Below are 10,922 nucleotides of genomic sequence, written 5' to 3'. Positions count from 1 at the left end.
TGAGCGAGGAAGGCTCTCATCGGGCAGCCGTTGCGCCGGGGCGCTGCCCCGGGCCCCGCGGGGGCTGTTCGCCCCTCGACCCGAACCCGGGCAAGCCCTGGACCATTTGGGAAGAACTGCGCGGTGCGCAGTTCTTCCACGGGCCCGTGGCAAGACCAGCCAGTCTTGAATCGGCCTGTTCGATGAACTGCGCATCGCGCAGTTCATCGACCACGAGTCCAGCGCTTGCGCTGGTCCGGGTCCCGGGGCGGATAGCCCCGGGTGGGGTCTGGGGCAACGCCCCAGCGAAGCCGCTTCGAGTTTTCATGTTGCGCCGCAACATGAAAACCCTTGACGCGTCTCCCTCCGCGACCCTAAGCTCTGGCACGACTGGCTGCTCGATCCTCTATCGATCAGCTCAGCCCCTGTTTTCCCCTGCTGCGGGTTCGCGCTTGCGGCGGGGCCTTGTTCTGCGCGGGCCCTTGTGCGCCGCAGCATGACGGAGGACGATAGCGATGCGAGGATTGGCCGGCAAGAAGGTGCTCATCACGGGGGCGGCGAGTGGCATTGGTCGCGCCACGGCGACGCGGTTCTACGAGGAGGGCTCGGAGCTCATCCTGAACGACGTCGTGCCCGCCGAGCGCGCCGATCTCGCGTCCGCCTTCCCCGAGCGAATGACCTACGTCCCGGCCGACGTCTCGCGCCCTGAAGGCCTCGCCGCCCTGGAGCAGGCCGTGCGCGACAAGAAGGGCATCGACGTCCTCGTCAACAACGCCGGCATCACCCGCGACAAGAGCCTCGCCAAGCTCTCGCCCGAGGACTGGGATCAGGTCATCGCCGTCAACCTCACCGCCGTCTTCAAGCTGTGTCAGATGGCCGCCGCCTTCATGAAAGATCAGAAGAGCGGTGTCATTTTGAACGCGGCCTCCGTCGTCGCCCATTACGGTAACTTCGGCCAGGCGAACTACGTCGCCACGAAGGCCGGCGTGATCGGTTTGACCAAGACCCTCGCCCGCGAGCTCGGCCGATCCGGCATCCGCGTGAACGCCGTCGCCCCGGGCTTCATCCTCACCGACATGGTCCGCAAGGTCCCCAAGGAAAACCTCGACGCCATCGCGGGCCAGACGCCCTTGAAGCGCCTCGGCGACCCTGCCGAGATCGCCTCCGTTTACGCCTTCCTCGCGAGCGACGACGCCTCGTACATGACCGGCGCCGTCATCGACGTGAACGGCGGCCTCGTCCTCGGGACGTGAACGTTACCGGGCGAAGAGCAAGAGCACATCGTTGAGCATGCCGGCGAGCGAGAGCGGCATGCCGCCCCCTCCGAGCGCATCGGCGAACGTGCAGAGGAGCTGACCCAGGCGCCCGCCCCCAGCGTTCGCGGTCAGGACGAGCACGACCCGGCTCAGATCGATCTGCAAGCCGAGAGCGGAGAGCGAGAGCGGATTGAGCTCGAGCTCCAGGATCGTGCAGGTCGCGTGCGTGATTGTCGCGACCTGCGCGACCACGACGTTCGTCACCGTGCCCATCACGTTCCCCGCGAGGTCGGTGAGCCTCGCCGTCATCTTCCCGTTCGCGACGAGCTGGCCGCTCTGCGCCGCAAAACTCTCGACCGTCACGGTGCCTGCGAGCTGACCTGTCACATTGCCGAACGCGTCGACGACCGAGCCCGTGACCGGCGCGCTCATCCCGTACGTCGCGGTGCTCTTCGCGGCCTGCGCGTCTCCCCCCGCGAGCACGAGCGCGCCTGCGAGCCCCGCCACCACCCCGAGGGTCGTCCGCCGATTCATCCTCCGTCCTTTCCACATGCCATTCCGGTGCACACACCGAGGCGCCGGCCCAGACACGGGCAACCGGCGTACCGAGCATCCAGCGTCATCGGCGCCGTAAAGGGCGTTCCTAGAAACCCAGGACGTCCACGAGCGCCGCCCCCACCGCCGAGGCGAAGGACACGAGCGTCGCCGGCTCGTCCCAGAGCCTCGCCTCACGCGGATCGAGCGCGTGGTGCGTCTCCACCAGCACCGAGGGCACCTTCGGCCGCCGCAGCACGAAGATCCGACGCTCCGGCGCGTGCCGATCGACGAAGACCCCCGCCTGCTCGGGATCGACGGCATACAGGTCGCCGTACTCGATGCCCCCGTATGCCCAGAACCCCGCCTCGCGCATTCGCCGCGCCAGGGCCCGCGCGAGCGCGTGGCGCGCCTCCGCGAGCTTCGGCTCCCCCTCGTCCGACCAGAGCACCGAGAAGCCCGGCGCCGCGAGGTTCACCACGCACTCCCGCCCGGGCTCGGGGTTCCATCGCTCGCCCGTTTGACCTCGAACGTCCGAGTGCAGGCTCAGGAACACGTCGGCCCCCCACGCCTCGGCATCCTCCACGCGGGCGCGGTACTCGACCGGACCGGGGCCGTCCCGGGCAAGGCGCACGTCGAAGGCCCCCGTCGCCCGCAGCTCCGCGGCGAGCGCGCGGCCCGCGGCCAGCGAGAAGTCTTGCTCCTCCCGGCAAAAACACGAGAGGTTGCCGGGATTTCCCGCCGCTCCGTGTCCCGGATCCACGAAGACACGCCGCATCCCGAAGCCCGCTGGAAACCGCGGCGTCAGCACCGCGAGCGGCCCGAACGGATCGGGCAGCCGCGTGGCGCGCCCGCCGCGGTGCAGGGCGACGGCCGTCGTGGCCAGAGCCGCGCCCGCGCCGGCGAGGCCGAGGAGCAGGGATCGACGCGAGATCACGCCCCCCGTTCGTAGCCGAGCCGGCCCCTCCGCGCCAAGGTGGCCGCCCCTCCCGGCGCGCACTTTCCCTTGCTTTTCGCGGATCCGTCGGGCTATCGCTCGAGAGAGCCCCAGCGCCCGAGCCTCCTCATGCCCTTCGCGCCTCCGCCCCCCCTGCCCGGCTTCCTCGCCGCCGACATGCCCCTGCGCCGCCGCGCCTACCGCCTCGAACACGGCGAAGACGCCGGCAAGCTCGTGCATTTCGTCGACCACGGGCCGGAGCGGGCCCGCCCGGCGCTCTTCGTCCACGGCAACCCCACCTGGTCATTCCTCTGGCGCAAGGTCATCGCGGGCCTGCCCGAGCTACGCTGTATTGCGCCCGACTTGCTCGGGTTCGGACTCTCCGACAGACTCGCCCGCCTCGAAGACCACTCCATCGAGCGCCACGCCGCCGCCATCGCCGAGCTCGTCACGGCCCTCGACCTGCGCGACCTCGTCCTCGTCGGGCAGGACTGGGGCGGGCCGATCGGCGTCCTCGCCAGCTCGCTCGTGCCCGACCGCATCGCCGCCGTCGTCCTCGCCAACACCTCCGTCCTCGTCCCGGCGCGCCCGCGCGGCACCTTGTTCCACCGCTTCGCCCGCGTGCCCGTCCTGAGCGACGTCGTCTTCCGCGGCCTCGGCTTCCCCCAGAACTTGCTCGCCATCGCCCAGGGCGACCGCCGCTCCATCCGCGGCGCCACCGCCCGCGCCTACACCTATCCCTTGCGCAGCCTCGCCGATCGCATCGGCCCCCTCGCCCTCGCGCGTATGGTCCCGGACAGCCCCGATCACCCGAGCCTCCCCGCGCTCCAGCGCGCCGAGGCCTGGATCCTCGGTTTCTCCGGGCCCGTCGCGCTCGTTTGGGGCGAGCGCGACCCGATCCTCGGCAAGGCCCTCGCGCGGCACCAGCGGGCGTTTCCCCGGGCGACGGTCACGGCCACCCAGGCGGGGCACTTCCTCCAGGAGGAGGTGCCCGACGAGATCGCCGCGGCCGTGGAGGACGTCATCGAGCGGCTCCAGCGGCGCTAGCCGGAATGCGCCTCCTGGAGTAGGTTCCCGCGTCCGCGAAGCGGCCACGAGCGCCGCGCCGCACCTCAGGAGCCCACCGTGACGACGACAAGGCGCCCGGAAGAGCGCGAAGAGAGCGCGGCCCAGAACTTCATCCGGGCCATCATCAGCGAGGACCTCGAGAAGGGGCGCCACACCAAGGTGGTGACCCGCTTCCCGCCCGAGCCGAACGGCTACCTCCACATCGGCCATGCGAAGGCCATCTGCACGAACTTCGGCCTCGCCCGCGAGTTCGGCGGTGTCTGCCACCTGCGCATGGACGACACGAACCCCACGACGGAGGACGTCGAGTACGTCGAGAACATCCAGCGCGACGTCCGCTGGCTCGGCTTCGACTGGGGCGACAAGCTGTTTTACGCGTCCGACTATTTCGAGCGCCTCTACCAGTTCGCGGTGGAGCTCATCAAGAAGGGCAAGGCGTACGTCGACAGCCTGAGCGAGGCCGAGATCCGCGAGTATCGCGGCACGGTGAACGAGCCGGGCAAGCCGAGCCCCTACCGCGACCGCTCGATCGAGGAGAACCTCGACCTCTTCGAGCGCATGCGCAAGGGCGAGTTCGCCGAGGGCGCACACGTGGTCCGGATGAAGGGCGACCTCGCCTCGCCCAACATGAAGATGCGCGACTGGCCGATGTACCGCATCAAGCGGGCGCATCACTACCGGACGGGCGACGCCTGGTGCATCTACCCGCTCTACGATTTCGCGCACAGCCTCTCGGATGCGATCGAGGGCATCACGCACTCGATCTGCACGCTCGAGTTCGACAACAACCGCGCGCTCTACGACTGGTTCGTGGAGAACGTCGACGTGCCCGCGCGGCCGCGCCAATACGAGTTCGCGCGCCTGAACATCACGTACACCGTGATGAGCAAGCGCAAGCTGCTCGAGCTCGTGAAAGGCGGGCTCGTGCGCGGCTGGGACGATCCACGCATGCCGACGCTCGCGGGCATGCGCCGCCGCGGCATCACGCCCGACTCCCTGCGCGCCTTCTGCGAGGAGATCGGCGTCGCCAAGACGAACAGCACCGTCGAGGTCGAGAAGTTCGAGTCCTGCATCCGCGCCGACCTCGATCGCCGCGCCGGCCGCGTGATGGCCGTGCTCCGTCCGATCAAGGTGGTCATCGAGAACTACCCCGAAGGCAAGGTCGAGGAGTTCGAGGCGCCGCTCTTCCCGGACGAGCCCGGCAAGGGCGGCACGAGGAAAATCCCGTTCTCGCGCGAGGTCTTCATCGAGCGCGACGATTTTACCCTCGATCCGCCGGACAAGTGGTTCCGCCTCGCGCCGGGCCGCGAGGTGCGGCTGCGGTATGCGTACATCGTGACGTGCAAGGACGTCGTGCGGGATCCCGCCACGGGCGAGGTGACCGAGATTCGCTGCACGTACGATCCGGAGACGCGCGAGGGCGCGGCCCAGGCCGGCAAGAAGGTGAAGGGCACGCTGCACTGGGTGAGCGCGGCGCACGCGCGGAGGGCCGAGGTGCGCCTCTACGACCGGCTCTTCCGCGACGAACGGCCGGATCTCGTGGAGGAAGGCCAGGACTGGAAGGCGGGGCTGAACCCCGAATCGCTCGTGGTGATCCCGGGCGCAGTCGTCGAGCCGAGCCTCGCCTCGGCCGAGGGCGGAAAGCATTTCCAGTTCGAGCGCCAAGGCTTCTTCTTCGTCGACCCGATCGACTCGAAGCCCGGCGCGCCCGTCTTCAATCGCACGGTCTCGCTCAAGGACTCCTGGGCGAAGATCGCCGAGCCGAAGCAGGAGGCGCCACGGGCAAAAAAGGCCGACGAGCCGAAGGCCATCGTGAAGACGAGCCCGGAGGAGCGCCTCGGAAAACTCTCGCCGGAGGCGCGGGCAATCGCCGAGGGGCTCGAGTCCCGGGGGCTCGGCCGCGAGGACGCAATCGTCCTCGCCGAGGACGCAGCTCTGCGCGCCTTCTACGAGCAGGCAGTCGCAGCGCATCCGGGCCCGAAGACGGTGGCAAGCCTCGTCGTGAACGAGCTCGCCCGCAAGCTCGACGGCAAGAAGCCGAGCGCGCTCCCGTTCGGTGGCTCCGCGCTCGGCGAGCTCGCCGCGCTCATCGACGACCGGACGATCACGCCCACGATCGCGAAGGAGGTCCTCTCCGAGATGCTCACGAGCGGCGAGAGCCCGCGCGCAATCGTCGAGCGAAAGGGCATGCGCCAGGTCTCAGACGCCTCCGCACTCGAGCCGATCGTGGACAAGGTCCTCGCCGAGAGCCCGAACGAAGTGAAGCGCTACAAGGAGGGCAACACCAAACTCCTCGGCTTCTTCGTCGGCAAGGTGATGAAGGCGTCCGGCGGCAAGGCAAACGCCGAGCGCGTGAACGAGCTTCTCCAGAAGAAGCTCGGCTGAGCCGCCGCGCCGGGGCTCTGCCCCGGGCCCCGCGGGGGCTGTTCGCCCCTCGACCCGAACCAGGGCAAGCCCTGGACCTCAGGGGGAAGAACTGCGCGATGCGCAGTTCTTCCCACAGGCCGGTGGCAAGACCGCAGACAACGTTGCCGGTTGAGGCCGTCTTCATGGGCAGCGTCGCTCGCCGGTCTTGACCCGGCCTGTTCGATGAACTGCGCATCGCGCAGTTCATCGACCCCGAGTCCAGCGCTTGCGCTGGTCCGGGTCCAGGGGCGGACAGCCCCTGGTGGGGCCTGGGGCAACGCCCCAGCGCTGCGCCACCAGGCTAGCGCGGATGCCGCGCGGCGGTCTACGCTGGGGCGCGTGATCGCCTGGGATCCGCGGTTCTTCCGGAAGAGCACCCTTTACTGGCCCATCCGGGACATGGCCGCGCGCTTTGAAGAGACGCTCGCCTGGCCGCCGGTCGAGGCTGTGGACGAGGCGCTCTCCGAGGCTGCGGGCGTCCACTTTCGCTTGCAGCCGCCGCGTCCTCGTCGCCGGGGCCGCAGCCGCGCGCCGGTCGACCTGTCCTCGCTTTACGATGCCCGCATTCACGTCGAGGGGTGGGTGCCGACGCGTGCTGCGAGCTGGCACGACTTCCTGAATGCGCTCGTCTGGGCCACGTTCCCGGCGAGCAAGCGCGCGCTGCACGCCCGGCAGCACCGGGCGCTTTCGGCGCGGCTTGGCGATGCGCCGCGGGCGCTGCCGGATCGACGCACGCGTGAGCAGGACGGGCTCGCACTGCTCGATGAGGGCAGCTTGCTCTTGCTTGCCGTCGAGGAGCGCGCTCCCGTGATCGCGGCGGCGCTCGAGGCGCGGGACGTATCGGCCGTGCAAAACGAGATTTCCGAAGGAAGCGCTGTGGCCCTCGTCTTTGGCCATGCCCTGTACGAGAGCCTCTTGCCGGACGAACGGCCGTCGATATGGGCGATGGTGGCCCTGCTCCCCTGCCCTGGTCCATTGCCGACCGAGGGGGATGCCTGCATCCGGCTTGCGGATGCGCGCCTTGCGGAGCGCATCACGACTCCGGGGACGTTCTCGCAGCCGGAGACGTTCCGGAGCTTGCCGCTCGACGAGCGGGTGCTTTGTGGGGCGTCAGTTCTTTGAGGAGAGCCAGGCGGCGAGCTCTTCGGGGGAGAGCTCGAGCTCGATCACCCCGGTGTGCGATCGATCGGGCATCGGAGGCATCCCGATCACCCCGGTGTGCGATCGATCGGGCATCGGAGGCATCCCGATCACCCCGGTGTGCGATCGATCGGGCATCGGAGGCATCCCGATCACCCCGGTGTGCGATCGATCGGGCATCGGAGGCATCGGCATCACCCCCCACGTGCTGTCGATCGGGCATCGGAGGCATCGGCATCACCCCCCACGTGCTGTCGATCGGGCATCGGAGGCATCGGCATCATCCTCACGCGCTGTCGACCGGACACGAGGGGCATCGCCATCACCTCGGCGCGCCATCGATCGGAGCACGGGGGCATCGTCATCATTTTGACGTGCTGTCGACAGAACCTCGGGGTGGTCGCCTTGCCGCTCCTGCTTCCCTTTGCGCTGTGCTGCAGCATCCGCTCCTTCCTCGTCTTCCGCAGGAGCCTTGACCAGCCGCACGGACGCACTCTAGCGTAGGAAGTTCGAGGAGGTTCACAATGCAGCAGAACAACCGACCGGGTTCACGGGCTTCTTGGGGTCGCATTGGAGCCGCGGCATGCGCGGGTGCAATTGCGGCGAGCGCGCTCGGTGCGGCCAAGCCCGCCGAGGGTGGACCTCCCGGGGGTGGAATTCCCCAGGGCGGCGTTCCCGCCGCGCTGCAGCGCCTCGCCGACGAGGCGGAGATCGAGAAGCTGACCTACTGCTATGCCGAAGCGACCGACACCATCGGGCGAGGCGATCTCGAGGGAGGGCGGGCCCTTTATCAGCAATGCTTCACGCCGAACGCCATCGTCGCGGCGTATTACCCCGGCGACGATCCGAACGGCCCCCCCAGCCTGACCTCCGGTCCCTCGGAATGGGCCGACGTCGCGCAGCACGAGTTCGTCACGGCGGGTTACGTCTCGACGCAGCACCTGAACGGCAACGTCGTCATCCGGGTGCAAGGCAACACGGGGACGATGAAGACGTACCTCCAGGCGACGCACGTCCTCGAGCCGAACAGCTCCGTCGAAGTCGCGCACGGCTGGTACGACGATATCGTTGTTCGAACGCCGCACGGCTGGAAGATCGCCAAGCGCACGCTGCACCTCCAGACGTTCCTGCGCCTCGAGTCGCCCTGACGAAGGAGGACCCGGGGGGGCGGGTCGCTGCGAGACCGCGGTTCACGGCGCGCACGGACGAGGGTTCCTTTCATGTCTCTTTCTCAAGATGAGCACGGCCTGCAGTATGAATTCTTCTTTCAGACGTCGCGGGACCTCCTTTGTGTGCTCCGGGCCGATGGGCGCCTGATTCGCACGAACGAGGTGTTTCGGAGCACGCTCGGGTATACCGAATCGTCACTCGGGGGCGAGGACTTCGCCAAGCTCGTGGTCCCCGAGGACGTCGCGCCGTTTCACGCGTTCCTGCGTTCGAGCGGGGACTCTGCAGAGCTCAAGCTCAATGCGAGGTTCGTGAACCGGGACCTGAGCCATCGGAGGCTCCTGTTTTTGCTGCGCCGCCTCGGCGGGAAGGTCTACGGGACCGGGATCGAGGTCGAGACGCAGGAGCCCGTGGACGAATGGAAGAGGCGGCGGGATCTGCTCCAAAAGATGCAGGTGACGGGCCGGGTCGGGGGCTGGGACGTCGATCTCGCGACGTCGACCCAATACTGGACCGAGGAGACGTACCGGATTCACGAGCTGCCCGTCGGGTTCGATCCGAACGTCGACGTGTCGTTTTACACGCCCGAACATCAGCCGATCATCGGGGCGGCCTTCGAGGCGTGCGCCCGCGAGGGCACACCTTACGATCTGCAATTGCAGATCATCACGGCGAAGGGTCGTCGGCTCTGGGTGCGCACCTCGGGCATGGCGATCATGGAGAACGGCAAGGTCACGCGGGTCATCGGGGCCTTTCAGGACATCGACGACTACAAGCGCCGCGAGATCGAGCTCGAGGAAAAGATCGCGATCATCGAGAAGCAGCGGTCGGAGATTCACGCACTCTCGGTGCCAATCATCCAGGTATGGGACGACGTGCTCGCGCTCCCCGTGATGGGCGAGGTCGATCAGGCGCGCGCGGACGACATGACGGCGCGGCTGCTCGACGCAGTCGTGGCGCACGGGGCGCGGTTCGTGATCCTGGACCTGACCGGGGTGGAGGCCGTGGACGAGGGGACGGCAGAGCGGCTCTCGCGGATCCTCCGGGCCATCCGGCTCCTCGGCGCCGAGGGCCTCGTCACAGGGATCCGGCCAGCCCTGGCGCAGACGTTCATTCTGTGCCTCGGGAGCGGGTTCGAGGGCGTGACGACGCTCCGGAACCTGCGCGAGGCCATCCAGGTATGCATGCGAGGCAGCGGCGCGCGGCGCGTGGACGGCAAAGCGGCGCGCCCGAGGTGACACGGGCGGCCGGGTTTCGGGGGGCCGCATCCGCACATTGACAGCCGGATGCGGCCGAGCATCATGGGTCTTTCCCCTAACCCGTCCGCGCCTCGTCTTCGAGGCCCGGAACGAGGAATCCCATGCCGAACCGTCGCCCCCGCATCTTCATCGGTGCTTCCCTCGACGGGCTGCCCGTGGCCCGCGAGCTCAAGCTCGGCCTCGCCGAGGATGCAGATTGCACCCTCTGGACGCAGGGCGCCTTCGCCCTGGAGAAGCTCGTTCAGGCCGCACCCCAGTTCAATTACGCCGTCCTCGTGCTCGGGCCCGCCGATCTTTCGAGCGAGGCAGCCGAGGGGCGCAATCGTCCGCGCGATAGCACCCTCTTCCAGATCGGGCTGTTCGCGGGTCTTCTCGGCCGCAGCCGCATGCTCCTCGTCCATTCCCGGGACGTCCCACTCGACCTCCCGCCGGACCTTGCTCACCTGCGAACGGCGACGTTCGGAGCCGGCAAGCTCGAATCGCCGCTGGCCGAGATCCTGTCGCTCCTCCGAGGCGGGCTCGAAGGGCGCACCGCGCGTCTCGCACGGCTCTCCCGCCAAAAAAGCGCGAGCCCGACGAAGGCCGTGGCCGAGGCGCACCTCCTCGACGCGCGGAGCCTCATCGAGCGAGCCCTCCAGGTCGAGGACAAGCCGGGCGAGTCGATCGAGGCCGACCTCGTCGAGGGGGTCTGGCGAGACGAGGCAGACGATACCACCCTCGTCGTACGGATGATCGGCGGCGAGATGCGCGCGCCTTATGCATTCCGCGGCGCGACCCGGCTCACCGGCGAGTTTTTCGGATGGAAGCTCCGCGAAGGGGTGTTCTCCGGCCACTTCCGCTGGATGCAGCGGGACATCGAGGGTCGGGTCCTCCTCCGGGCGGTCGCATCGGATCGGCTGGAGGGCGTGTGGTTCCTCGGCTGGGCGGACCGGGAGCTGCTGCCAGACACCGTCGCGCGGATCGCGCAGCCCATCCGGCTCGTCCGACAGCGCGCCCCGCGGGAGCTGCCTGTCTGGGCGGAGGAGTTCTTCCGCGCCGCCGAGGTGCTCGCGAGCGCCAAGCACTGAGACGCGGGGCGTTGCCCCGCACCCCAGCAGGGGGCTGTCCGCCCCCTGCACCCCGGACCAGGCACGGCCTGGACCGAGGGCCGAGAAACCGCGCGATGCGCGGTTTCTC

The 10,922-nt window shown here is 68.8% G+C and carries 10 protein-coding genes; 7 read left to right on the top strand and 3 right to left on the bottom strand.

Features of this window, described 5'->3' with window-relative positions; genetic code table 11:
- Positions 1-494: 494 nt before the first annotated feature.
- Complete coding sequence (gene fabG / locus KEG38_RS54420) at positions 495-1,232, top strand: 3-oxoacyl-ACP reductase FabG (protein ID WP_272429115.1); 738 nt, start codon at positions 495-497, stop codon at positions 1,230-1,232.
- Positions 1,233-1,235: 3 nt separating this feature from the next.
- Here fabG and KEG38_RS54415 read toward each other — a convergent pair whose 3' ends face one another.
- Both KEG38_RS54415 and KEG38_RS54410 read right to left on the bottom strand, forming a co-directional pair.
- Complete coding sequence (locus tag KEG38_RS54415; RefSeq protein WP_272429114.1) at positions 1,236-1,769, bottom strand: hypothetical protein; 534 nt, start codon at positions 1,767-1,769, stop codon at positions 1,236-1,238.
- A gap of 109 nt (positions 1,770-1,878) precedes the next feature.
- Positions 1,879-2,706, bottom strand: a complete 828-nt coding sequence (locus tag KEG38_RS54410) for an N-acetylmuramoyl-L-alanine amidase family protein (RefSeq protein ID WP_272429112.1) — start codon at positions 2,704-2,706, stop codon at positions 1,879-1,881.
- Positions 2,707-2,835: 129 nt separating this feature from the next.
- Here KEG38_RS54410 and KEG38_RS54405 point away from each other — a divergent pair, with 129 nt between their 5' ends.
- The 3 genes from KEG38_RS54405 (at position 2,836) to KEG38_RS54395 (ending at position 7,302) form a co-directional block, all read left to right on the top strand.
- Complete coding sequence (locus KEG38_RS54405) at positions 2,836-3,753, top strand: alpha/beta fold hydrolase (protein ID WP_272429110.1); 918 nt, start codon at positions 2,836-2,838, stop codon at positions 3,751-3,753.
- 78 nt (positions 3,754-3,831) lie between these two features.
- On the top strand, positions 3,832-6,159 hold the full coding sequence (locus KEG38_RS54400) for a glutamine--tRNA ligase/YqeY domain fusion protein (protein WP_272429109.1): 2,328 nt from the start codon (positions 3,832-3,834) through the stop codon (positions 6,157-6,159).
- Positions 6,160-6,519: 360 nt separating this feature from the next.
- Positions 6,520-7,302: a DUF3025 domain-containing protein gene (locus tag KEG38_RS54395; RefSeq protein ID WP_272429107.1), complete on the top strand. Its 783-nt coding sequence runs from the start codon at positions 6,520-6,522 to the stop codon at positions 7,300-7,302.
- Here the strand turns inward: KEG38_RS54395 and KEG38_RS54390 are convergent.
- Positions 7,291-7,458 (bottom strand): hypothetical protein, encoded by a 168-nt coding sequence (locus KEG38_RS54390; protein WP_272429106.1) that lies wholly within the window; start codon positions 7,456-7,458, stop codon positions 7,291-7,293. The two genes, KEG38_RS54395 and KEG38_RS54390, sit on opposite strands and share 12 nt — an antisense overlap.
- A 386-nt stretch (positions 7,459-7,844) precedes the next feature.
- Between KEG38_RS54390 and KEG38_RS54385 the strand changes: the two genes are divergently transcribed.
- From KEG38_RS54385 to KEG38_RS54375, 3 genes are all read left to right on the top strand, one after another.
- Positions 7,845-8,468 carry a nuclear transport factor 2 family protein gene (locus KEG38_RS54385; RefSeq protein WP_272429105.1) on the top strand — a complete coding sequence of 208 codons (624 nt, stop codon included), beginning with the start codon at positions 7,845-7,847 and terminating at the stop codon, positions 8,466-8,468.
- Between the two features lie 72 nt (positions 8,469-8,540).
- Complete coding sequence (locus tag KEG38_RS54380) at positions 8,541-9,725, top strand: PAS domain-containing protein (RefSeq protein WP_272429104.1); 1,185 nt, start codon at positions 8,541-8,543, stop codon at positions 9,723-9,725.
- A 122-nt stretch (positions 9,726-9,847) separates the two neighbouring features.
- Positions 9,848-10,813, top strand: coding sequence for a TIR domain-containing protein (locus tag KEG38_RS54375; protein WP_272429102.1), 966 nt, complete (start codon positions 9,848-9,850; stop codon positions 10,811-10,813).
- The last annotated feature ends 109 nt before the right edge of the window (positions 10,814-10,922 follow it).

This window comes from Polyangium jinanense, from assembly GCF_028435265.1.
GTDB lineage: Bacteria > Myxococcota_A > Polyangia > Polyangiales > Polyangiaceae > Polyangium > Polyangium jinanense.
This window is presented reverse-complemented; position numbering and strand designations above follow the sequence as displayed.

Excerpts from the sequence above, each read along its gene's own strand:
- fabG (WP_272429115.1), top strand. The coding sequence starts at position 495 with ATGCGAGGATTGGCCGGCAAGAAGGTGCTCATCACGGGGGCGGCGAGT.
- KEG38_RS54415 (WP_272429114.1), bottom strand. The coding sequence starts at position 1,769 with ATGAATCGGCGGACGACCCTCGGGGTGGTGGCGGGGCTCGCAGGCGCG.
- KEG38_RS54405 (WP_272429110.1), top strand. The coding sequence starts at position 2,836 with ATGCCCTTCGCGCCTCCGCCCCCCCTGCCCGGCTTCCTCGCCGCCGAC.
- KEG38_RS54390 (WP_272429106.1), bottom strand. The coding sequence starts at position 7,458 with ATGCCCGATCGATCGCACACCGGGGTGATCGGGATGCCTCCGATGCCC.
- KEG38_RS54385 (WP_272429105.1), top strand. The coding sequence starts at position 7,845 with ATGCAGCAGAACAACCGACCGGGTTCACGGGCTTCTTGGGGTCGCATT.
- KEG38_RS54380 (WP_272429104.1), top strand. The coding sequence starts at position 8,541 with ATGTCTCTTTCTCAAGATGAGCACGGCCTGCAGTATGAATTCTTCTTT.
- KEG38_RS54375 (WP_272429102.1), top strand. The coding sequence starts at position 9,848 with ATGCCGAACCGTCGCCCCCGCATCTTCATCGGTGCTTCCCTCGACGGG.